Origin of the sequence: Enterobacter sp. Crenshaw, from assembly GCF_024734705.1 — a bacterium.
GTDB lineage: Bacteria > Pseudomonadota > Gammaproteobacteria > Enterobacterales > Enterobacteriaceae > Enterobacter > Enterobacter asburiae_B.
This window is the reverse complement of sequence record NZ_CP102932.1, coordinates 3,602,929-3,624,360: the sequence shown is the minus strand read 5'-3', so window position 1 is coordinate 3,624,360 and position 21,432 is coordinate 3,602,929. Positions and strand designations below refer to the sequence as shown.

The 21,432-nt window shown below is 56.8% G+C and carries 19 protein-coding genes and 5 tRNA genes; 19 read left to right on the top strand and 5 right to left on the bottom strand.

What is annotated here, in order from left to right; all coding sequences use genetic code 11:
• Window positions 1-130: 130 nt before the first annotated feature.
• From mltB to NWV12_RS17130, 19 genes are all read left to right on the top strand, one after another.
• Window positions 131-1,231: a lytic murein transglycosylase B gene (mltB, locus tag NWV12_RS17220; RefSeq protein ID WP_172620295.1), complete on the top strand. Its 1,101-nt coding sequence runs from the start codon at window positions 131-133 to the stop codon at window positions 1,229-1,231.
• 269 nt (window positions 1,232-1,500) lie between these two features.
• Entirely contained in the window at window positions 1,501-2,154 is a 654-nt protein-coding gene (locus tag NWV12_RS17215; protein WP_048979287.1) for a metal ABC transporter ATP-binding protein, read from the top strand.
• On the top strand, window positions 2,151-3,011 hold the full coding sequence (locus NWV12_RS17210) for a metal ABC transporter permease (RefSeq protein WP_048979288.1): 861 nt from the start codon (window positions 2,151-2,153) through the stop codon (window positions 3,009-3,011). Before NWV12_RS17215 ends, NWV12_RS17210 begins: the two co-directional genes overlap by 4 nt.
• A 14-nt stretch (window positions 3,012-3,025) precedes the next feature.
• Window positions 3,026-3,904 (top strand): metal ABC transporter substrate-binding protein, encoded by an 879-nt coding sequence (locus NWV12_RS17205; RefSeq protein WP_048979289.1) that lies wholly within the window; start codon window positions 3,026-3,028, stop codon window positions 3,902-3,904.
• A 129-nt stretch (window positions 3,905-4,033) separates the two neighbouring features.
• Entirely contained in the window at window positions 4,034-4,531 is a 498-nt protein-coding gene (gene pncC / locus NWV12_RS17200; RefSeq protein ID WP_023308944.1) for a nicotinamide-nucleotide amidase, read from the top strand.
• Between the two features lie 89 nt (window positions 4,532-4,620).
• A complete protein-coding gene (gene recA / locus NWV12_RS17195) occupies window positions 4,621-5,679 on the top strand; it encodes a recombinase RecA (RefSeq protein WP_023308943.1) in 1,059 nt (352 codons plus the stop codon).
• Between the two features lie 68 nt (window positions 5,680-5,747).
• On the top strand, window positions 5,748-6,248 hold the full coding sequence (recX, locus tag NWV12_RS17190; RefSeq protein ID WP_033146366.1) for a recombination regulator RecX: 501 nt from the start codon (window positions 5,748-5,750) through the stop codon (window positions 6,246-6,248).
• 131 nt (window positions 6,249-6,379) lie between these two features.
• Window positions 6,380-9,007 (top strand): alanine--tRNA ligase, encoded by a 2,628-nt coding sequence (gene alaS / locus NWV12_RS17185; RefSeq protein ID WP_048979290.1) that lies wholly within the window; start codon window positions 6,380-6,382, stop codon window positions 9,005-9,007.
• A 241-nt stretch (window positions 9,008-9,248) separates the two neighbouring features.
• Window positions 9,249-9,434 (top strand): carbon storage regulator CsrA, encoded by a 186-nt coding sequence (csrA, locus tag NWV12_RS17180; RefSeq protein WP_000906486.1) that lies wholly within the window; start codon window positions 9,249-9,251, stop codon window positions 9,432-9,434.
• Window positions 9,435-9,776: 342 nt separating this feature from the next.
• Window positions 9,777-9,869, top strand: a tRNA-Ser gene (locus tag NWV12_RS17175).
• A gap of 4 nt (window positions 9,870-9,873) precedes the next feature.
• Window positions 9,874-9,950: transfer RNA gene (locus NWV12_RS17170), tRNA-Arg, on the top strand.
• Between the two features lie 64 nt (window positions 9,951-10,014).
• A tRNA-Arg gene (locus NWV12_RS17165) sits at window positions 10,015-10,091 on the top strand.
• A gap of 29 nt (window positions 10,092-10,120) precedes the next feature.
• Window positions 10,121-10,197: transfer RNA gene (locus NWV12_RS17160), tRNA-Arg, on the top strand.
• 160 nt (window positions 10,198-10,357) lie between these two features.
• Window positions 10,358-10,434 (top strand) — tRNA-Arg (locus NWV12_RS17155).
• A gap of 257 nt (window positions 10,435-10,691) precedes the next feature.
• Window positions 10,692-11,258 carry a fructose-1-phosphate/6-phosphogluconate phosphatase gene (yqaB, locus tag NWV12_RS17150; protein ID WP_032648006.1) on the top strand — a complete coding sequence of 189 codons (567 nt, stop codon included), beginning with the start codon at window positions 10,692-10,694 and terminating at the stop codon, window positions 11,256-11,258.
• Window positions 11,255-11,683, top strand: coding sequence for a YqaA family protein (locus NWV12_RS17145; RefSeq protein WP_008499541.1), 429 nt, complete (start codon window positions 11,255-11,257; stop codon window positions 11,681-11,683). The genes yqaB and NWV12_RS17145 overlap by 4 nt, the downstream gene beginning before the upstream one ends.
• 83 nt (window positions 11,684-11,766) lie before the next feature.
• Window positions 11,767-13,311, top strand: a complete 1,545-nt coding sequence (gshA, locus tag NWV12_RS17140) for a glutamate--cysteine ligase (RefSeq protein ID WP_023333180.1) — start codon at window positions 11,767-11,769, stop codon at window positions 13,309-13,311.
• 153 nt (window positions 13,312-13,464) lie between these two features.
• Entirely contained in the window at window positions 13,465-13,980 is a 516-nt protein-coding gene (gene luxS / locus NWV12_RS17135; RefSeq protein ID WP_014884972.1) for an S-ribosylhomocysteine lyase, read from the top strand.
• A gap of 54 nt (window positions 13,981-14,034) precedes the next feature.
• Window positions 14,035-14,799 (top strand): helix-turn-helix domain-containing protein, encoded by a 765-nt coding sequence (locus NWV12_RS17130; RefSeq protein ID WP_101744641.1) that lies wholly within the window; start codon window positions 14,035-14,037, stop codon window positions 14,797-14,799.
• Here the strand turns inward: NWV12_RS17130 and leuA are convergent.
• The 5 genes from leuA to NWV12_RS17105 form a co-directional block, all read right to left on the bottom strand.
• Window positions 14,786-16,441, bottom strand: coding sequence for a 2-isopropylmalate synthase (leuA, locus tag NWV12_RS17125; protein WP_048979804.1), 1,656 nt, complete (start codon window positions 16,439-16,441; stop codon window positions 14,786-14,788). The genes NWV12_RS17130 and leuA overlap by 14 nt on opposite strands.
• Before the next feature lie 96 nt (window positions 16,442-16,537).
• Window positions 16,538-18,085 (bottom strand): multidrug efflux MFS transporter permease subunit EmrB, encoded by a 1,548-nt coding sequence (emrB, locus tag NWV12_RS17120; RefSeq protein WP_032660391.1) that lies wholly within the window; start codon window positions 18,083-18,085, stop codon window positions 16,538-16,540.
• A 16-nt stretch (window positions 18,086-18,101) separates the two neighbouring features.
• Window positions 18,102-19,274: a multidrug efflux MFS transporter periplasmic adaptor subunit EmrA gene (gene emrA, locus NWV12_RS17115; RefSeq protein ID WP_048979803.1), complete on the bottom strand. Its 1,173-nt coding sequence runs from the start codon at window positions 19,272-19,274 to the stop codon at window positions 18,102-18,104.
• A gap of 126 nt (window positions 19,275-19,400) precedes the next feature.
• Window positions 19,401-19,931 (bottom strand): transcriptional repressor MprA, encoded by a 531-nt coding sequence (mprA, locus tag NWV12_RS17110; protein ID WP_023333174.1) that lies wholly within the window; start codon window positions 19,929-19,931, stop codon window positions 19,401-19,403.
• Between the two features lie 313 nt (window positions 19,932-20,244).
• On the bottom strand, window positions 20,245-21,429 hold the full coding sequence (locus NWV12_RS17105; RefSeq protein WP_045889178.1) for an MFS transporter: 1,185 nt from the start codon (window positions 21,427-21,429) through the stop codon (window positions 20,245-20,247).
• Window positions 21,430-21,432 lie beyond the last annotated feature (3 nt).

Here is a 21,432-nt window from a genome sequence, read left to right as displayed (position 1 = left end):
TTGATGGGGTCAATGATTTTCGGTGGAAAAAAGGGCGGATTTGCGTGGGGGAGGCGTGTACCGCTTCCTTGAGGTGTTGCGGATGCTTTACCATACTGGGTTCTTATCGAACCCGTTAAATGGATGTCTCATGTTCAAGCGTCGTTATGCAGCGCTGTTGCCTGCGCTTATTCTGCTGTCTGCCTGTAGTAGCAAACCTAAGACCGAAGCCGTTCAGCAAACGGCGGGCGCGCCTTCCGGAGGATTCCTGCTGGAGCCGCAGCACAATATGATGCAGATGGGCGGCGACTTCGCGAATAACCCGGCGGCCGAGCAGTTCATCGATAAAATGGTGAGCAAGCACGGCTTTGACAGACAGCAGCTGCACGAAATTTTGTCTCAGGCCAAGCGACTGGACTACGTGCTGCGCCTGATGGACAGGCAGGCTCCAACCGCCCAGGTGCCGAGCGGGCCGAACGGCGCGTGGCTGCGCTACCGCAAACAGTTTATTACCCCGGACAACGTGCAAAACGGCGTGGTGTTCTGGAATCAGTATGAAGATGCGCTCAACCGCGCGTGGCAGGTGTACGGCGTACCGCCGGAAATCATCGTCGGGATTATCGGCGTGGAAACCCGCTGGGGCCGCGTGATGGGTAAAACCCGCATCCTGGACGCGCTGGCGACGCTCTCCTTTAACTATCCGCGCCGCGCGGAGTATTTCTCTTCCGAGCTGGAAACCTTCCTGCTGATGGCACGCAGCGAGCAGGACGATCCGCTCGATCTGAAAGGGTCGTTTGCCGGCGCGATGGGCTACGGCCAGTTTATGCCGTCCTCCTATAAGCAATATGCCGTCGACTTTAACGGGGATGGTCATATCAACCTGTGGGATCCGGTAGATGCCATCGGCAGCGTGGCGAACTACTTCAAAGCGCACGGCTGGACGCCGGGCGGCCAGGTGGCGGTGCAGGCGAACGGTCAGGCACCGGGGCTGGAAAACGGCTTCAAAACCAAATACAGCGTTGCGCAGCTGACGGCGGCGGGCTTAACACCGACCCAGCCGTTGGGCAATGTCGATCAGGTAAGTCTGTTGCGTCTGGATGTCGGGACGGGCTATCAGTACTGGTACGGCATGCCGAACTTCTACGCCATCACCCGCTATAACCACAGTACCCACTATGCGATGGCCGTATGGCAGCTGGGGCTGGCGGTATCGCAGGCCCGCGTGCCGGCAGCGTCTCCGTTTAGTCAGTAAGTCATCTTATTCCCCCTCTCCCTGTGGGAGAGGGCTGGGGTGAGGGCACCCGCGCGCACCTATTTCCTGCAGAAACATTTCGGCACACTCCCTTTTCGAACCCGCCATTTACATCTTCACCGTCTTTCATTATTGTTATGTTATAACATTTAATGTGGTGTCAGAATGTCAACGTCCCTTTTTTCTCTGTCTGCTCTGGTTCGGCTTTTGCTGGCGCTGGTGCTTGTTGCCTTTATCGGGCTGGCCGTGCGCTGGGCGGTGGCATTGCCATGATTATGATGAATGAACTGGTCGCGGGATATGAACGTCAGCCCGTTACGCGGCCCCTTTCGGGCACGATTGAGCGCGGCAGCATGACCGCCATTATCGGCGCTAACGGCTGCGGGAAATCCACGCTGCTGAAAACGCTGGCGGGATTTATTCCTCCCGTCAGCGGCGGCTTCCGCTGGCAGGGTAAGCGGCCGGTAATCGGCTGGCTGGCACAGCGTCACGCGCTGGAGGCGCAGTTTCCGCTGACCGTACAGGACGTGGTAAGCATGGGCTGCTGGCCGGGCATGTCGCTTTTTTCCGGGTTTCGTCGCGAAACGCGGTTGCGCATTGCCAGCGCGCTTGAGCGCGTTGGGCTTGAGTCCATGGTGTTATCCACCATCGATGAACTCTCCGGCGGTCAGTTTCAGCGCATGCTGTTTGCCCGCGTCCTGGTGCAGCAGGCGCCGCTGGTGATGCTGGATGAACCCTTTACCGGAGTCGATGAAGCCACCTGCAACGTGCTGATGGATCTGATGCTGGAGATGTATATGAAGGGGCAAACGCTGCTCGCGGTACTGCACGACAGCGAGCGCGTGTCGCGCCATTTCCCGCAGACGCTGCGGCTGGATGCTGACGTTCCCCAGTGGAAAACCGAGCGGGTGAGGGTGGCATGATCTGGCATCTCTTTTTTCAGCCGTTCATTGAGTACGGCTTTATGCGTCGCGCGCTGGTGGTTTGCCTGGCGCTCTCGGTCAGCACCACCGCGCTCGGCGTGTTTCTTCAGCTGCGTCGGATGAGCCTGATGGGCGACGCCCTTTCTCACGCCATTTTGCCGGGTGTCGCCGTGGGGTATTTGCTCAGCGGTATGTCGCTGCTGGCGATGAGTATTGGCGGTTTTATCGCGGGAATTACCGTGGCGCTGCTGGCCGGTCTGGTCAGTCGACGCACGCCGCTGAAAGAAGATGCCAGCTTTGCCGGGTTTTATCTCGGCTCGCTGGCGCTGGGGGTCACGCTGGTGTCGCTTCGCGGGTCGAATGTCGATCTGCTGCATCTGCTGTTTGGCTCCATCCTCGCCGTGGACAACGACGCCGCGCTGTTCGTCACGGGCGTTTGCATGTTCACCCTTATCACGCTGGCGCTGTTTTATCGCGGGCTGGTGACAGAAGCGTTTGATACCGCCTGGCTGCAGGTGAACGCCCGCTGGCTGCCTGGCCTGCTGCACGGTCTGTTTCTGGCGCTGCTGGTGCTTAACCTGGTGGCCGGTTTTCAGGTGCTCGGCACGCTGATGGCCGTCGGGCTGATGATGCTTCCGGCCGTGGCAGCCCGCTGCTGGGTGCGCACGTTACCTGCCTTACTCCTGATAGCGGGTATCAGCGGTATCTTCTGCGCATGGCTGGGGCTGAGCCTCTCCTGGGCGATGAGTCTGCCGGCCGGGCCGTCCATCGTGCTCACCGCCAGCGCGCTGTTCTTTATTTCCATTTTACTGGGTACGCGAAGCAGGCTCGCTGGCAGCCTGCGGGCGTATTTTTAACGCAAGGGGAAACGATGAAACGTACAGGATTTGTAGTGGCGCTCGCGCTGGGGATGATGTCGCACGGCGTGATGGCGAAAACGCTGAATGTGGTGACCAGCTTTTCGATACTGGGGGATATCACGCAGGAGGTGGGCGGCGACCATGTGAACGTGACGACGCTGGTCGGGCCGGACGGCGATCCGCATACCTTCGAACCGTCGCCGAAAGACAGCGCGGCCCTGAGCAAGGCTGATGTGGTGGTGGTGAACGGCCTGGGGCTGGAAGGCTGGCTTGATCGTCTGGTGAAAGCCTCCGGGTTCAAAGGGCAACTGGTTGTCGCCTCAACTGGGGTGAAAACCCACACGCTTGAGGAAGATGGAAAGACTGTGACCGATCCGCACGCGTGGAACAGCGCGGCGAACGGGGCGCTCTATGCGCAAAATATTCTGAACGGGCTGGTGAAAGCCGATCCTGAGGACAAAGCCGCGCTGGAAGCCTCTGGCAAAACGTATGTCGCGCAGCTCAGCCAGCTGGATAACTGGGCCAAAACGCGCTTTAGCCAGATCCCGCCGGCGAAGCGTAAAGTGCTGACCAGCCATGACGCGTTCGGCTATTTCAGCCGCGCTTACGGCGTGACGTTTATGGCGCCGCAGGGGCTGTCGTCTGAGAGCGAAGCCAGCGCGGCGCAGGTCGCCGAGATTATCAATCAGATTAAAGCCGACGGCGTGAAAACCTGGTTCATGGAGAATCAACTCGATCCGCGTCTGGTGAAACAGATTGCGTCGGCGACGGGCGCACAGCCCGGGGGCGAGCTTTACCCCGAAGCGCTGTCGGCAAAAGGTGGGGTGGCAGACACCTACGTTAAGGCGTTTCGCCACAATGTGAACACTCTCGCTGACAGCATGAAATAACCTTTCCACCGCCGGTGCGTCCGTACCGGCTTTTTTCTGAAGCCCCCTCGTAAAACCTGAAGTCCATCCCCACATCTGACGAGAAAGTGCTATCTTGTGCAGCACGTTTTTCTGATGCCTGGAGCGAGAATGACTGACCATGAATTGATGCAGCTTAGCGAGATCGTTGGCCTTGCGCTGAAGCAGCGTGGCGCGACAATCACCACCGCGGAATCCTGCACCGGCGGCTGGGTGGCGAAAGCGATTACCGATATTGCCGGCAGTTCCGCCTGGTTTGAACGCGGTTTTGTGACCTACAGTAACGAAGCTAAAGCTCAGATGATTGGCGTGCGTGAATCCACGCTTGAACAGCATGGCGCGGTCAGCGAACCGGTGGTGATCGAGATGGCCATTGGCGCGCTCAAAGAGGCGCGGGCAGACTACGCGATTTCCATTAGCGGCATTGCGGGCCCGGACGGCGGCAGCGACGTGAAGCCTGTCGGCACCGTCTGGTTTGGGTTCGCCACCTCCAAAGGGGAAGGGATCACCCGCCGGGAGTGCTTCAGCGGCGATCGTGAAAGCGTACGTCGTCAGGCAACCGTTTATGCGTTAAAAACGCTCTGGCAACAATTTCTACAAAACACTTGATACTGTATGACCATACAGTATAATTGCACCAACAGAACAGAAATCCACGGTGAAGCACAGTCGCTTCTCCCGGCATGACAGGAGTAATAATGGCTATCGACGAAAACAAACAGAAAGCGTTGGCGGCAGCACTGGGCCAGATCGAAAAGCAATTCGGTAAAGGCTCCATCATGCGCCTGGGTGAAGACCGTTCCATGGATGTGGAAACCATCTCCACCGGCTCGCTTTCTCTGGATATCGCGCTGGGCGCTGGCGGTCTGCCTATGGGCCGTATCGTAGAAATCTACGGGCCAGAGTCCTCCGGTAAAACCACCCTGACGCTGCAGGTGATTGCCGCGGCACAGCGCGAAGGTAAAACCTGTGCGTTTATCGATGCCGAGCACGCGCTGGACCCTGTTTATGCCCGCAAGCTGGGCGTGGATATCGACAACCTGCTGTGTTCTCAGCCGGACACCGGTGAGCAGGCGCTGGAAATTTGTGACGCGCTGGCGCGTTCTGGTGCCGTTGACGTTATCGTGGTCGACTCCGTTGCCGCACTGACGCCAAAAGCCGAAATCGAAGGTGAAATCGGTGACTCTCATATGGGCCTCGCGGCACGAATGATGAGCCAGGCGATGCGTAAGCTGGCGGGTAACCTGAAGCAGTCCAACACGCTGCTGATCTTCATCAACCAGATCCGTATGAAAATTGGTGTGATGTTCGGTAACCCGGAAACCACTACCGGTGGTAACGCACTGAAATTCTACGCTTCTGTCCGTCTGGATATCCGCCGTATCGGCGCGGTGAAAGAGGGCGAAAATGTAGTCGGTAGCGAAACCCGCGTGAAGGTTGTGAAGAACAAAATCGCCGCGCCGTTCAAACAGGCTGAGTTCCAGATCCTCTACGGCGAAGGGATCAACTTCCTCGGCGAGCTGGTTGACCTGGGCGTGAAAGAGAAGCTGATTGAAAAAGCGGGCGCCTGGTACAGCTACAACGGTGACAAGATTGGTCAGGGTAAAGCGAACGCGATCTCCTGGCTGAAAGAGAACCCGGCTGCAGCGAAAGAGATTGAGAAGAAGGTACGTGAGCTTCTGCTGAACAACCAGGACTCCAAACCTGATTTCGTGGTGGATGCCGCGGATGCTGAAGAAACTAACGAAGACTTTTAATTGTTTCGTTTAAAAATGAAGGGCTGCTGATGCGGCCCTTTTTGCATTTCTGAATCAGCAGGTTTTTTATGAGTGAACCGACAACACGTCGACCCGCGTATGCACGCTTACTGGACCGCGCGGTGCGCATCCTGGCCGTTCGTGACCATAGTGAACAGGAGCTGCGGCGAAAACTGTCGGCTCCGGTGATGAGTAAAAACGGGCCGGAAGAGATTGATGCCACCGCGGAAGATTATGACCGCGTGATTGCCTGGTGCTATGAGCATCGTTATCTTGATGACGAGCGTTTTGCCTCACGGTTTCTCGCCAGCCGCGGCCGTAAAGGATATGGGCCCGCGCGCATCCGGCAGGAGCTGAACCAGAAAGGGGTGGCCAGGGAGTCCATCGAAAAAGCGATGCGCGAATGCGATACTGACTGGTGCGAGCTGGCCAGAGAACAGGCGATTCGTAAATACGGCGAACCGCTGCCGCGTGAGTTTTCAGAAAAAGTTAAAATCCAGCGCTTTTTGCTCTACCGCGGCTTTCTGATGGAAGATATTCAGGATATCTGGCGTAATTTTGCCGATTGAACGCATGCGGGATTTTACTTCCCACTAAAGAAAACTTATCTTATTCCCACTTTTTCCAGTAGCTGGTCTGTCCAACGGTTTACCGGTACAGGCTGGCTACGACATTTCGTTAGCTTGATTTCAGGATAATTATGAGCAAGAGCACCGCTGAGATCCGTCAGGCGTTTCTCGATTTTTTCCATAGTAAGGGACACCAGGTTGTTGCCAGCAGCTCCCTGGTACCGAACAACGATCCGACTCTGCTGTTTACCAACGCCGGGATGAACCAGTTCAAGGATGTGTTCCTTGGTCTCGACAAGCGTAATTATTCCCGCGCCACAACCTCACAGCGTTGCGTGCGTGCGGGCGGTAAACACAACGACCTGGAAAACGTCGGTTACACCGCGCGTCACCATACGTTCTTCGAAATGCTGGGTAACTTCAGCTTCGGCGACTACTTCAAACACGATGCTATTCAATATGCGTGGGAACTGCTGACCGGTGAAAACTGGTTCAACCTGCCGAAAGAGCGTCTGTGGGTTACCGTCTATGAAACCGATGACGAAGCCTACGAAATCTGGGAAAAAGAAGTCGGGATCCCGCGCGAGCGTATTATTCGCATCGGTGATAACAAAGGCGCGCCATACGCGTCTGACAACTTCTGGCAGATGGGTGATACCGGCCCTTGCGGTCCGTGCACCGAGATCTTCTACGATCACGGCGACCACATCTGGGGTGGCCCTCCAGGCAGCCCGGAAGAAGACGGCGATCGCTACATTGAGATCTGGAACATCGTGTTCATGCAGTTCAACCGTCAGGCCGACGGTACGATGGAGCCGCTGCCGAAGCCTTCCGTCGATACCGGTATGGGTCTGGAGCGTATTGCCGCGGTTCTGCAGCATGTTAACTCCAACTACGAAATTGATCTGTTCAGCACCCTGATCAAAGCCGTTGCGAACGTTACCGGCGCGACCGATCTGAACAACAAATCGCTGCGCGTTATCGCGGACCACATTCGTTCCTGTGCGTTCCTGATTGCCGACGGCGTTATCCCGTCGAATGAAAACCGTGGCTACGTGCTGCGTCGTATCATTCGTCGTGCCATCCGTCACGGCAACATGCTGGGCGCGAAGGACACCTTCTTCTATAAACTCGTTGGGCCACTGATTGGCGTGATGGGTGCTGCCGGTGATGAGCTGAAACGCCAGCAGGCGCAGGTAGAGCAGGTTCTGAAAACCGAAGAAGAGCAGTTTGCGCGTACACTGGAGCGCGGTCTGGCGCTGCTGGACGAGGAGCTGGCGAATCTTAAGGGCGACACGCTGGATGGCGAAACCGCTTTCCGCCTGTACGACACTTACGGCTTCCCGGTTGACCTGACGGCGGACGTTTGCCGCGAGCGTAACATCAAAGTTGACGAAGCGGGCTTCGAAGCCGCGATGGAAGAGCAGCGTCGTCGTGCGCGTGAATCCAGCGGTTTCGGTGCAGACTACAACGCGATGATCCGCGTTGATAGCGCGTCTGAATTCAAAGGTTATGACGCGCTGGAACTGACCGGCAAAGTGACCGCCCTGTTTGTTGACGGTAAAGCCGCGGACAGCATCAGCGCGGGCCAGGATGCGGTTGTCATTCTGGACAAAACGCCGTTCTACGCGGAATCAGGCGGTCAGGTTGGCGATAAGGGCGAGCTGAAAGGCAATGGTTTCAGCTTCAGCGTCAGCGACACCCAGAAATACGGTCAGGCGATTGGTCACCAGGGCAAACTGGTTTCCGGTTCTCTGAAAGTGGGCGAGGGCGTACAGGCTAACGTGGATGAAGTTCGCCGCGCGCGCATTCGTCTGAACCACTCTGCAACCCACCTGATGCACGCAGCCCTGCGCGACGTGCTCGGTACCCACGTTGCACAGAAAGGTTCTCTGGTTAACGACAAAGTGCTGCGTTTCGACTTCTCGCATTTTGAAGCGATGAAACCGTCTGAAATCCGCGCGGTGGAAGATCTGGTGAACGCGCAGATCCGTCGTAACCTGCCAATCGAGACCCACATCATGGAGCTCGAGGACGCGAAGAAAAAAGGTGCGATGGCGCTGTTTGGTGAGAAATATGACGACCGCGTTCGCGTGCTGAGCATGGGCGACTTCTCTACCGAGCTGTGCGGCGGTACGCACGCATCGCGCACCGGTGACATCGGCCTGTTCCGCATTGTTTCCGAGTCGGGTACGGCGGCAGGCGTGCGTCGTATTGAAGCGGTGACCGGTGAAGGTGCGATTGCCAGCCTGCATGCGCAGAGCGATCAGCTGCACGACATCGCGCAGCTGCTGAAAGGCGATAGCCAGAACCTGGGCGAGAAAGTGCGCGTTGCGCTGGATCGCACGCGTCAGCTGGAAAAAGAGCTGCAGCAGCTGAAAGAGCAGGCTGCGGCGCAGGAGAGTGCAAGCCTCTCCAGCAAGGCTGTAGACATTAAGGGCGTCAAACTGCTGGTCAGCGATCTGGCGGGCGTTGAGCCTAAGATGCTGCGTACTATGGTCGACGATCTCAAGAACCAGCTTGGTTCTACCGTTATCGTGCTGGCGACAGTGGCAGAAGGTAAGGTTTCTCTGATTGCGGGCGTCTCTAAGGATGTGACCGACCGCGTTAAAGCAGGGGAACTGATTGGTATGGTCGCTCAGCAGGTGGGCGGCAAGGGGGGCGGTCGTCCGGACATGGCGCAAGCCGGTGGTACGGATGCAGCGGCACTTCCGCAAGCTTTGGCCAGCGTTGAAAGCTGGGTAAGCGCGAAACTGTAATAACTACAAAGCACAAGCAGACGCCATAGCGGTAACGTTATGGCGTCTTGTTCACTGTGCTATCGATAACGATAAAGTCAGGTTGAGTTTGTGTATATCGGCTAAACTTACGTTTAACAGAATGTGATGCCGTGACTGCTTACACTTTACGTGTTTGTCATCGCTTACTTTTTGGCGTTATATGATGGATAATGCCGGGATACAAGAGACCCGACTCTTTTAATCTTTCAAGGAGCAAAGAATGCTGATTCTGACTCGTCGAGTTGGTGAGACCCTCATGATTGGGGATGAGGTCACCGTGACAGTTTTAGGGGTAAAGGGTAACCAGGTACGTATTGGTGTTAACGCTCCTAAAGAAGTATCTGTCCACCGTGAAGAGATCTACCAGCGTATCCAGGCTGAAAAATCCCAGCAGTCCAGTTACTGATATTGTCGCGTCTCGCTGTCGGGCGAGACGCAACCCTCCTGTCATTTTTCCTGCTCAACGTTACCGTTTAATTTCAAACGCTCTCTTTTTAACCACTCCGTTACCCTAAACTCGCCCTTACGCCGCTATTTCTGCAAAGGTTTTCTGTGAAGATGCCTGCAAAATCCGCTTATAAAACACCCTCTTTGCGGCTTTTACATGCGAATTGCGTGTGATTTGTGCAAACGATAAAAGCTTTTGGAAAATTGTTTGACTTATAAGTCCCAGAAAGTAATATATGCGCCACGCAGCGACGAGAAGCTCTTAACGAGTAACTCGAAGCACTCGAAAGAGGCGTTGTGTGGTGAGGTGGCCGAGAGGCTGAAGGCGCTCCCCTGCTAAGGGAGTATGCGGTCAAAAGCTGCATCCGGGGTTCGAATCCCCGCCTCACCGCCATTTTGCATCCGTAGCTCAGCTGGATAGAGTACTCGGCTACGAACCGAGCGGTCGGAGGTTCGAATCCTCCCGGATGCACCATCTATTACTTCATATTGCTTTAGAAGTGATATGAATATCGAGCAGTACAATAGTAAATCCCGATGCATCCGTAGCTCAGCTGGATAGAGTACTCGGCTACGAACCGAGCGGTCGGAGGTTCGAATCCTCCCGGATGCACCATTTACTATTTCTGAAAGCAGTACCCTGATGCATCCGTAGCTCAGCTGGATAGAGTACTCGGCTACGAACCGAGCGGTCGGAGGTTCGAATCCTCCCGGATGCACCATATTCTCCGAGATAATAGCCACGCTGTTGTTTCAAGTTCTGCGAGTTAATCGCGAGCACCAGGGAGGATAACGTTGCTTCAGCAACGGCCCGCAGGGCGAGGCGCAGCCGAGTAATCCTCCCGGATGCACCATTTACTGTTTCTAAAAGCATTTCCCGATGCATCCGTAGCTCAGCTGGATAGAGTACTCGGCTACGAACCGAGCGGTCGGAGGTTCGAATCCTCCCGGATGTACCATATTCTCCGAGATAATAGCCACGCTGTTGTTTCAAGGTCTGCGAGTTAATCGCAAGCACCAGGGAGGATAACGTTGCTTAAGCAACGGCCCGTAGGGCGAGGCGCAGCCGAGTAATCCTCCCGGATGCACCATCTCTTCCGTTATTCCCTTCGCTGTTTATTTCTTAATCACTCTCGTAGTTATGACTTCTCAGTCAGCGACAAAAATCACCATTTACGATAAAGTAATGCTTTGTTAATCGTTTAGCGAGAGCACGATGTACGCACAGTATGACGGTTTGATCTTCGATATGGACGGCACTCTCCTGGATACCGAACCCACGCATCGTCAAGCCTGGACTGACGTCCTGGGCCGCTACGGCATGCGTTTCGATCTTCAGGCGATGATTGCCCTCAACGGATCTCCCACCTGGCGTATTGCGCAGGCCGTGATTGAACTGAATCAGGCCGATCTCGACCCGCACCTGCTCGCGCGCGAAAAAACCGATGCGGTAAAAGCCATGCTTTTAGATACCGTACGCCCTCTGCCGCTGATTGATGTGGTAAAAGAGTGGCACGGGCGCCGCCCGATGTCTGTAGGAACCGGGAGCGAAAGCGCGATTGCAGAAGCTTTGCTCAACCATCTTGGCCTGCGCCACTATTTTTCTGCCGTGGTCGCCGCCGATCATGTTAAACATCACAAGCCCGCACCGGACACCTTCCTGCTTTGCGCAGAATTAATGGGCGTCCCGGCGGCAAAATGTGTCGTGTTTGAAGACGCCGATTTCGGCATTCAGGCCGCGCGTGATGCCGGAATGGATGCGGTGGATGTGCGCTTACTGTGAGTGACGCGCTGTCACTTGCTTCATTATTCGCCAGCAGTTTTTTAAGCGCCACGCTGTTACCGGGAAATTCGGAAGTGGTGCTGGTGGCGATGCTGTTGTCCGGCGTGAGTCAGCCCTGGCTGCTTGTATTAATAGCAACAATGGGTAATAGCCTTGGAGGGCTGACTAACGTTATTCTTGGGCGTTTCTTTCCGCTGCGCGAAAAATCGCGCTGGCAGGAAAAGGCAGTCGGCTGGCTAAAACGCTATGGCGCTGCCACGCTGTTATTAAGCTGGATGCCTGTAATAGGCGATTTACTGTGTCTGCTGGCGGGATGGATGCGCATCTCCTGGGGACCGGTGCTCTTTTTTTTGTGCCTTGGCAAGGCGTTGCGCTATGTTCTCGTGGCGTGGGCAACACTACAGGGTATGACGTGGTGGCACTAATTGGTGGAATGAATACGCGACCTTCAATCGTCAACCATTACAATTATGCTGAGTAACATTACTTTGACAGGCGGGAGGTCAATTTGATCCCGGACGTATCTCAGGCGCTGGCCTGGCTGGAAAACCACCCTCAGGCATTGAAGGGTATTCAGCGTGGTCTTGAGCGTGAAACGCTGCGCGTTAACGCGGACGGTAGCTTAGCGACGACGGGTCACCCGAAGGCGTTAGGCTCGGCGCTGACACATAAATGGATCACAACCGATTTCGCTGAGGCACTGCTGGAGTTCATCACGCCAGTAGAGGGTGATATTGATCATATGCTGACGATCATGCGCGATATCCATCGCTACACCGCGCGCAACATGGGCGACGAACGTATGTGGCCTCTCAGCATGCCGTGCTATATCGAGCAGGGCCAGGAGATTGAGCTGGCGCAGTACGGCACGTCAAATATCGGCCGGCTGAAAACGCTCTATCGCGAAGGGCTGAAAAACCGCTACGGCGCGTTGATGCAGACGATCTCGGGCGTGCATTACAACTTCTCGCTGCCAATGGCGTTCTGGCAGGCGAAATGCGGTGAAACGGATAAAGACGCGATCTCTGAAGGCTACTTCCGCCTGATCCGCAACTATTACCGTTTCGGCTGGGTGATCCCGTATCTGTTTGGTGCCTCCCCGGCGATCTGTTCTTCGTTCCTGCAGGGGAAACCGACCACGCTGCCGTTCGAGAAGACCGAGTGCGGAATGTACTATCTCCCGTACGCCACCTCTCTGCGCCTGAGCGATCTCGGTTATACCAATAAATCGCAAAGCAATCTCGGTATTACGTTTAACGAATTGCACGAATATGTGGCAGGATTGAAGCGGGCGATCAAAACCCCGTCGGAAGAGTACGAGAAAATCGGCCTCGAAAAAGACGGCAAGCGCCTGCAAATCAACAGCAATGTGCTGCAGATTGAAAACGAGCTGTATGCGCCTATTCGTCCTAAGCGCGTAACGCGCAGCGGTGAAACCCCGTCGGATGCGCTGCAGCGCGGCGGGATCGAATACATTGAAGTGCGTTCGCTGGATATCAACCCGTTCTCACCGATTGGCGTTGATGAGCAGCAGATTCGCTTCCTGGATCTGTTTATGGTCTGGTGCGTGCTGGCGGATGCGCCGGAAATGAGTTCAGACGAACTGCTCTGTACCCGTACAAACTGGAATCGCGTGATTCTGGAAGGGCGTAAGCCGGGCCTGACGCTGGGTATCGGCTGCGAAACGGCACAGTTCCCGCTGACCAAAGTCGGCAAAGATCTGTTCCGCGATCTGAAGCGTGTTGCCCGCACAATGGACAGCATTGACGGCGGCGACGCGTATCAACAGATCTGCGACCAGCTGGTGGAATGTTTTGATAATCCGGAACTGACGTTCTCAGCGCGTATTCTGCGTTCTATGATCGATCAGGGCATTGGCGGCACCGGGCGTTCACTCTCAGCGGAGTACCGCGAGATGCTGATGCAGGAGCCGTTAGAAGTGCTGAGCGAAGCGGATTTTGTCGCGGAACGCGATGCGTCCGTGGTGCGTCAGAAAGAGGTTGAAGCGGCGGATACCGAGTCGTTTGAGGCGTTTCTGGCGAAGCAGGCTTAAGCAGAAAAGAAAAAGGCCACATCGCTGTGGCCAAAATATACATCTCTGAATTCAGGGATGATGATAACAAATGCGCGTCTTTCATATACTCAGACGTGCATTCTGTAGAAGAGTTCAGTTTATTTTAAAAAAAATCACTATCGGAGGTGACGTATGCCGTTATTAGATAGCTTTACTGTCGACCATACCCGTATGGAAGCACCTGCAGTACGCGTGGCGAAGACCATGCACACCCCGCACGGCGACACGATCACCGTCTTCGATCTGCGTTTCTGCGTGCCAAATAAAGAAGTGATGCCAGAGAAAGGCATTCATACCCTGGAACACCTGTTCGCCGGTTTCATGCGTGACCATCTGAACGGCAACGGCGTTGAGATCATCGACATCTCTCCGATGGGCTGCCGTACCGGTTTCTACATGAGCCTGATTGGCCAGCCGGAAGAGAAACGCGTCGCTGATGCGTGGAAAGCGGCGATGGAAGACGTGCTGAAGGTGAAAGAGCAGAACCAGATCCCTGAGCTGAACGTTTACCAGTGCGGTACTTACCAGATGCACTCTCTGGAAGAAGCGCAGGACATCGCGCGCCACATCATCGAGCGTGATGTTCGCGTGAACAGCAACGAAGAGCTGGCCCTGCCAAAAGAAAAACTGCAGGAACTGCACATCTAGTGCACCTTTTCCCTCTCCCTCCGGGAGAGGGTAGGGTGAGGGTGGTTTAACCCCATGACCACAACCTCAACATTCTTCTTTACCCATCGTCCCCTCGTTCCGTTTGCCCATGATTACGTTCATGGTGACAGCGAGCCGTGGCATGAGCACGATTGCGCGCAGCTTTTGCACACCCTGAGCGGCGTGGTTCGGGTCGATACGGCTTCGGGCTGTTGGGTTGTTCCTCCCGGTCGCGGCGTCTGGCTACCGGCGGGGACCCGCCACTCGCTTCGCATCACCGGCAACGTGGCGGCGCGAACGCTGTTTATCGATCCGCTGGCGCGGGCCGATCTCCCGGCCACCTGTCAGATCGTGCAGATCGCGCCGCTGTTGCGCGAGCTGATCCTCGTCTCCCTTGCTTTACCTGAATCGTACTCGCCCGGCAGCCGGGATGAACGCGTCTATGAACTCATTCTCGATGAAATCCGCACCATGCCGGTGCTGCCGTTTCACCTGCCGGAGCCGGAAGGCGAGGCGTTACGTCACCTGTGTTTGCAAATCCGGCAAAACGCGGGGGAGAGCTGGAGCAGCGCGCAGGCCGCGAGCATGATGAACATGAGCGAACGCACCCTGAACCGCCATTTTCAGCAGCAGACGGGATTAAGCTACGGCGAGTGGTTGAGAAGGGCGCGCCTGCTGGAAGCCTTAGTGCGGCTGGCGCAGGGCCAGCCGGTACTACGCGTGGCGCTGGATCTGGGTTACGGCAGCCACAGCGCCTTTACGGCGATGTTCCGCCGGGTGATGGGCATCTCACCCAGCGATTACTTTAAGAACGACTGACGGCGTTTAAGAGCGCCTGAAGCGACGCGCGCGCCACATCGCTGTCGATGCCCACGCCCCAGCGGCTGCTGCCGTCCTGGAACAGGCAGCGGATGTAGGCCACCGAGCGGCTGTCGCTGCGTTCGCCTAACGTATGCTCGTGATAATCCTTAATCACGAACGGGGCGCTGATCCAGCGGCTTAAGCCTTGAGCGGCGGCGGACAGCAGACCGTTACCCTGACCTTCCAGCTGACGCGTTCCCCCCTGCGTAGCGATGCTTGCCGTCAAACGCAGCTGGCCGTCCTGCTGGCTGTCGCTGCGGTAGGATTGCAGCGCAAACTGCGGCGAAGCTACCAGGCCGTAGCGGGTGCGGAACAGCTGCCACAGCGCATTTTGCGTCATCTCTTTCCCGTGGCGATCGGTTTCCTGCTGCACGTGCTGGCTGAAATCCTGCTGCAGGGTGCGGGGTAATTTCAGGCCATGATTCTGTTCGATGAGCCACGCGCTGCCGCTTTTCCCTGACTGGCTGTTTACGCGGATCACCGCTTCGTAGGTGCAGCCGATATCCTGCGGATCGACGGGCAGATACGGCATCTCCCAGCGATCGCCAGGCCTGCGGGCATCAAAGCCTTTTTTGATCGCGTCCTGGTGCGAGCCGGAGAAGGCGGTATAGGCCAGCCGTCCGGCCCACGGGTGGCGCGGATGCACCGGCAGCTGGTTGCAGGCTTCCACCACTTCCACGATCCGGTTCATATCGCTAAAGTCGAGATTCGGGCTGACGCCCTGGCTGTAGAGGTTCATCGCCAGCGTCACCAGGCAGACGTTGCCCGTGCGCTCGCCGTTACCAAATAGACAGCCCTCCACGCGATCTGCGCCCGCCATCACGGCCAGCTCGGCGCTGGCGACGCCGGTACCGCGGTCGTTATGCGGATGTACGCTGATGCAGACATCCCGGCGGCGGCTGAAGTGGCGACAGAAATACTCGATCTGGTCGGCATAGACGTTCGGCGTGCTCACTTCGACGGTGGCCGGTAAGTTGATCACCATGGGCCGTTCGTCGCACGGCTGCCAGATCTCCGCCACGGCTTCACAGATCTCCAGCGCAAACTCCGGCTCGGTAAAGCAGAAGGTCTCCGGGGAGTATTCATACTGCCAGCGGGTGTCCGGGTTCTCTTCACACAGCTGACGAATAAGCCGCGTGGATCGCGTCGCCAGCTCAACGATTTGCGCTTTTTCCATGCCGAACACCAGACGGCGGAACAGCGGGGCGGTGGCGTTATACAGATGGACGGTGGCCTGTTTCGCACCGCGCAGGGATTCGAAAGTGCGATGGATGAGATCTTCCCGCGCCTGGGTTAATACCTGAATCGTGACGTCATCCGGGATGCGGTTCTCTTCAATCAGCTGGCGAACAAAGTTGAAGTCTGTCTGCGAGGCGGATGGGAAAGCCACCTCAATTTCTTTAAAGCCGCAGCCCAGCAGCAGATCCCAGAACTGCAGCTTGCGGGTGCTGTCCATGGGCTCAGCAAGGGCCTGGTTGCCGTCGCGCAGGTCGGTGGAGAGCCAGCGCGGCGCACGGGTGATGCGTTGCTCCGGCCAGCGGCGGTCGGGCAGGGAAAGGGTCGGATAGGGTTGGTACTTGTCGGCGGGTGTGTTCAGCATGATGCGCTCCTGTTGTCTTTTCACTATCGTGAATTGATTTCAGGAGCGCTGCTTTATCGACACTGACAATCGCTGTCGCGTTCTGGACAACGCGATTTAGTGCGCGCCACCGCCGCCGCTACCGGCGCCAAACGGTGGTTTAGCAAACCACACCAGCCCCAGCAGGACGATAAAGATCCCCGCCGATATCCAGAAAATCTCGTTGGCGGAGATAATCAGACCCTGGTTGGTGATCTGTTGGGCAATCCACCCTGACGCCTGCTGCTCCGTCATGCCCATTCCCTGCAGCTGGTTGTACATCTGCTGAGAGTTCGGGTTGAACGGGTTCACCGCTTCGGTCAGCTGGGCATGGTGCATCGATTCACGGTTCGTCCACAGGGTGGTGGTGATCGACGTACCTATCGAGCCCGCCAGCGTTCGCGTAAAGTTCGACAGGCTCGATGCGGCCGCCATGCGCTCAGGCGGTAAACCGGAAAGCGTGATGGTGGTCAGTGGCATAAAGAAACACGCCACGGCAAAGCCCTGAATAAACTGCGGCCACGCGGACGCGCCAAAGTCCATTCCCGGTTCGAACGTATACGCGCGCCAGTAGAAGCACACGGCGTACATGATAAAGCTGAACGTCACCAGCCGGCGCATGTCGAGCTTGTGGGCGAAGCGGCCAATAATCGGCGACAGCAGAACCGGAATCAATCCAACCGGCGCCGAGGCTAAACCTGCCCAGGTTGCGGTGTAGCCGTATACCTCCTGCAACAGCTGCGGCAGCAGTACAATCGCGCCGAAGTAGAGCATGTAGGCGAGGCTGATACACAGACAGCCTATGGTGAAGTTTCGCGACTTAAACAGCGACAGGTCGACTATCGGGTTATCGTCCGTCAGCTCCCAGACAATCAGGAAGCTCAGCGACACCACCGCGACAATCGTCAGGATGATGATCTCCCGGGAGTTGAACCAGTCCAGCTCTTTGCCCTGGTCGAGCATGACCTGCAGGCTACCGATGCCGACAACCAGCAGTGCCAGACCAATGGCGTCGATACGCCGCTGTTCCGTCCGGGTTTCTCTGCCGCGCAGCGACTGGAGCGTCAGCATTACCACGAGGGCGCCAATCGGTACGTTGATGAAGAAGATCCAGCCCCAGTGATAGTTGTCGCTGATATAGCCGCCTAAGATAGGCCCGCAAATCGGCGCGACAATCACGGTCATTGACCACAGCGCCAGCGCAATCGAGCGTTTGGCTGGCGGGTAGTTGTTCAGCAGTAAGCTCTGCGACAGCGGGATCAGCGGCCCGGCGACAATCCCCTGAATGACGCGGAAGAAAATCAGCATCGTCAGGCTGCTGGACATGCCGCACGCCCAGGAGGCAAGAACGAACAATACCGTTGACCAGAGGAACAGCTTCACTTCACCGACGCGCTTTGCCAGCCAGCCGGTAATCGGAATGGAGATGGCGTTTGCCACCCCAAACGAGGTAATGACCCAGGTCCCCTGGCTCAGCGACGAGCCAAGGTTACCGGCGATGGTCGGGATCGCCACGTTTGCGATGGTGGAGTCCAGCACCTGCATGAATGTCGCCAGCGACAGCGCGATGGTCATAATGACCAGCTGCGCGCCTTCCAGCGGTTTTTGCGGCTTTTGCTGTTGCATAACGCTCACCTTCGGATTAACCGGCGTTTGCCTTCACGATGTCATCGATCAGCTTGTTGACCGGATCGAGGCTAATTTCACGGGCGTTACTTTCATAAGCCGGGCTGCTGCGCACCTGGCTTGCCAGGATCTGACCGTCGCGGTTGGCGGTGTCGACCGTCACCAGCGTTGAGAGGCCGATACGCAGCGGGTGATCCGCCAGCTGTTTGGCATCCAGCTCAATACGCACGGGCAGACGCTGAACCACTTTGATCCAGTTACCGGTGGCGTTTTGCGCAGGCAGCAGGGAGAAGGCGCTGCCGGTCCCCATGTCCAGGCCGACCACTTTACCGGTGTACTTCACGTCATCGCCATAGATGTCGCTGACAACCGTCGCGGTCTGGCCGATACGCATATGGGCAAGCTGCGTCTCTTTAAAGTTGGCGTCTACCCACAGATTGTCTGCCGGCACGACCGCCATCAGCGGCGTGGTTGGGCTAATCTGCGCCCCTGGCTGGACGGAACGACGGGAGACATAGCCGGTCATCGGGCTGACGATTTTGGTACGCTGCAGGGCAAGCCACGCGTTGCGCACTTCGGTCGCCGACTGCTGTACGGCGGGCTGGTTTTCCAGGCTGGTGCCCAGCACCATCGCCTGGTTGGCGTTGTACTGCTGAATGGCCACATCCAGCTGTGCCTGAGCGCTGGCAACGGCATCGCGGGCGTGCTGCAGCTCTTCACGGCCAATCAGGTTAGCCGTGCCGAGCGGTACGCGGCGGTTCAGGTCGCTCTGCGCCTGCGCCAGCGCCGTTTTCTGCACGTCGATGTTGGCCTGCAGCTGTTTGCTGTTGATCATCAGCTGGCGGGTCTGACGGACGCTGGAGGCCAGCGCGGTCTGTGCTTTTTCAAACGCCTGCTGGGCGTCGGTTGGATCGAGGGTCACCAACACATCGCCTTTTTGCACAAAGTCGGTATTGTCAGCCCAGACTTTCGTCACGCTGCCCGACACCTGCGCCATAATTTGTACCTGGTTCCCTGCCACGTACGCGTCGTCAGTCTCTTCAGCATGACGCAGTACTAAAAACCAATAGATCCCATATGCCACGGCAATAATGATAAAGAGCAAGGTCAACAGAAGAAGGGCGCTCTTACGTTTGCCTTTCTTGTTGGCCGGTTGCTGCGGGGTAGTGCTCTCCGCATTTGCGCTCATTGTTGTTCTCCACGATCTTCTTATTTTCACATCGGCTGAGCCGACCTGTTGTCAGAAAGGCCAGCACTGTGACGTGCTGGCCTGTCGGTTTTCTTATGAATCTGGAATGGTGAGCGTGTCGTCGCGTTAGCGCAGCGCCTCAAGAACGGCGCCGTCTTCATCCATCTGGTCCAGACGGGTGAGCAGCTTGCGAGTGATGTGCTCAAGCTGGTCGCGCTCGGCGGTGCTGAGGACAGACCAGAGTTTGTGCAGGCAATTGTGCTGAGGTGGCAGCACCTCGCGCAGGAACTGGTGACCTTTATCGGTCAGTTGCAGATGCAGGCAGCGGCGATCGTTATCGCTTTCACGGCGCTCAATCCAGCCGCGCTTTTCGAGTTCATCGGCAATACGGGTCGCATTGGTACGGGAGGAGCCCAGCGCGCAGCTCAGTTCGGAAGGCTGAATGCTGTGATTTTCCTGAGACTCCAGCGTAATCAACGCCATAAACAACGTCTCGTTAATCCCTTGAGCTTTCAGCATTTTATTACGGTTTTCCAGTAGCTTACCCTGCATGTGCATGCACAGGCGAGTCAGTAGGATTTCCTGATACGGGAAGTCCTCATGGCGACTGGCGCGGAATTTAAGCATTTGTTCAATGGGCGTAAACGAACTATCCATTTGGGCATAACCTCATTAATTACAGCCGATATAGTAACGATAGTGACAAATAATGTAAATGAATTATTTGTGCGGTTATATCCGCCAAACTTATGTCACCATCAGAAAGCGCCGGGTAAGTCCGTGACCCGGTGAGCACAGAAAGCGTAGGGTGTGAACCCGCGGAAGAGAGGATGTGAGGACGGGGGTCTGAACTATTCATGCCGATTGTAAATATGTCACCCACATTAAAATTTCTGGGATAAATGATTACGTTTACATTAACAGAGTGAAGGGCCTCTTAACACCCTAAGAGGCCAACTCAATGTAAATGTTAGTTAATTGCATCCTGACGGTGATAACCGCGCCACCATACTAGCAGGTTGAGGGTGGCGACGATGGCCCCGATCGCGCATACCCCCGACCAGCCCGCATGCTGCCACGCCGACGCTGAAATAAGCGAACCCGCTGCGCCGCCGATGAAGTAGCTGGTCATGTATCCGGCCGTCAGGCGGTTACGCGCCTCTGGCTTCACGCGATAGATGACGGTCTGATTGGTGATGTGAACGCCCTGAACGGTGAGATCGAGCACCAGGATACCGACGATCAGCGCCAGCACCGAGATGTGTCCGTACCAGATCGCCGCCCAGGAGAGCAGAAGTAAAACCAGCCCTGCGGAGGTGGTCAGGTGGGATTTGCCCTTGTCGGCCAGCCCGCCAGCGGGGCGTGCCCCCAGCGCGCCTGCGGCACCGGCCAGGCCGAACAGGCCAATCACCCCTTCGGAATAATTGAACGGCGGCGCGGCCAGCAAAAACGCCATCGACGTCCACAGAATGCTGAAGTTAGCGAAGGTGAAACAGCCCAGCAGGGCGCGGGTGCGCAGAAGCTTGTCCTGCGTAAACAGGCTGAAAACGGAGGCCAGCAGCTGAGGATAGTTCAGGTGGTTTTCCTGCTTCACTTTTGGCAGCCCGCGCCACAGCGCCAGCGCCATGACGACCATCAGCACGCTCGCCACCCAGTATACGGTGCGCCAGCCGCCGAGGCTTGCCAGCAGCCCTGCAACGGTACGCGCCAGCAAAATCCCCAGCAGCAGGCCGCTCATGATGGTGCCCACCACCTTGCCGCGTTTTTCCGGGGAGGCGAGGGTCGCGGCGAGCGGGACCAGGATTTGCGCCACCACGGAGAACAGCCCCGTTAGCGCGGTACCGACGATCATCATCGTCAGCGACTGGCTGCTGGCGGTGATCAGCATCCCACCGGCGGCCAGCAGGGTCATGGAGACGATCAGCATTCGGCGTTCAAACATATCGCCGAGCGGCACCAGGAACAGCAGCCCGGCGGCATAGCCCAGCTGTGCAGCGGTGACGATAAAGCCTGCGGAGCTGGCGGAGAGATTGAACGCGCGGGCGATGGTGTCGAGAAGAGGCTGCGCGTAATAGTTGCTGGCGACCGCCAGACCCGTTGCCACGGACATTAAAAGGATGAGTGCGGGGCTAAGCCCTTGAGTTGTTTTTGTCATTAG

Coding starts and splice junctions, on each gene's coding strand:
- mltB (WP_172620295.1), top strand. CDS start 131: ATGTTCAAGCGTCGTTATGCAGCGCTGTTGCCTGCGCTTATTCTGCTG.
- NWV12_RS17215 (WP_048979287.1), top strand. CDS start 1,501: ATGATTATGATGAATGAACTGGTCGCGGGATATGAACGTCAGCCCGTT.
- NWV12_RS17210 (WP_048979288.1), top strand. CDS start 2,151: ATGATCTGGCATCTCTTTTTTCAGCCGTTCATTGAGTACGGCTTTATG.
- NWV12_RS17205 (WP_048979289.1), top strand. CDS start 3,026: ATGAAACGTACAGGATTTGTAGTGGCGCTCGCGCTGGGGATGATGTCG.
- pncC (WP_023308944.1), top strand. CDS start 4,034: ATGACTGACCATGAATTGATGCAGCTTAGCGAGATCGTTGGCCTTGCG.
- recA (WP_023308943.1), top strand. CDS start 4,621: ATGGCTATCGACGAAAACAAACAGAAAGCGTTGGCGGCAGCACTGGGC.
- recX (WP_033146366.1), top strand. CDS start 5,748: ATGAGTGAACCGACAACACGTCGACCCGCGTATGCACGCTTACTGGAC.
- alaS (WP_048979290.1), top strand. CDS start 6,380: ATGAGCAAGAGCACCGCTGAGATCCGTCAGGCGTTTCTCGATTTTTTC.
- csrA (WP_000906486.1), top strand. CDS start 9,249: ATGCTGATTCTGACTCGTCGAGTTGGTGAGACCCTCATGATTGGGGAT.
- yqaB (WP_032648006.1), top strand. CDS start 10,692: ATGTACGCACAGTATGACGGTTTGATCTTCGATATGGACGGCACTCTC.
- luxS (WP_014884972.1), top strand. CDS start 13,465: ATGCCGTTATTAGATAGCTTTACTGTCGACCATACCCGTATGGAAGCA.
- NWV12_RS17130 (WP_101744641.1), top strand. CDS start 14,035: ATGACCACAACCTCAACATTCTTCTTTACCCATCGTCCCCTCGTTCCG.
- leuA (WP_048979804.1), bottom strand. CDS start 16,441: ATGCTGAACACACCCGCCGACAAGTACCAACCCTATCCGACCCTTTCC.
- emrB (WP_032660391.1), bottom strand. CDS start 18,085: ATGCAACAGCAAAAGCCGCAAAAACCGCTGGAAGGCGCGCAGCTGGTC.
- emrA (WP_048979803.1), bottom strand. CDS start 19,274: ATGAGCGCAAATGCGGAGAGCACTACCCCGCAGCAACCGGCCAACAAG.
- mprA (WP_023333174.1), bottom strand. CDS start 19,931: ATGGATAGTTCGTTTACGCCCATTGAACAAATGCTTAAATTCCGCGCC.
- NWV12_RS17105 (WP_045889178.1), bottom strand. CDS start 21,429: ATGACAAAAACAACTCAAGGGCTTAGCCCCGCACTCATCCTTTTAATG.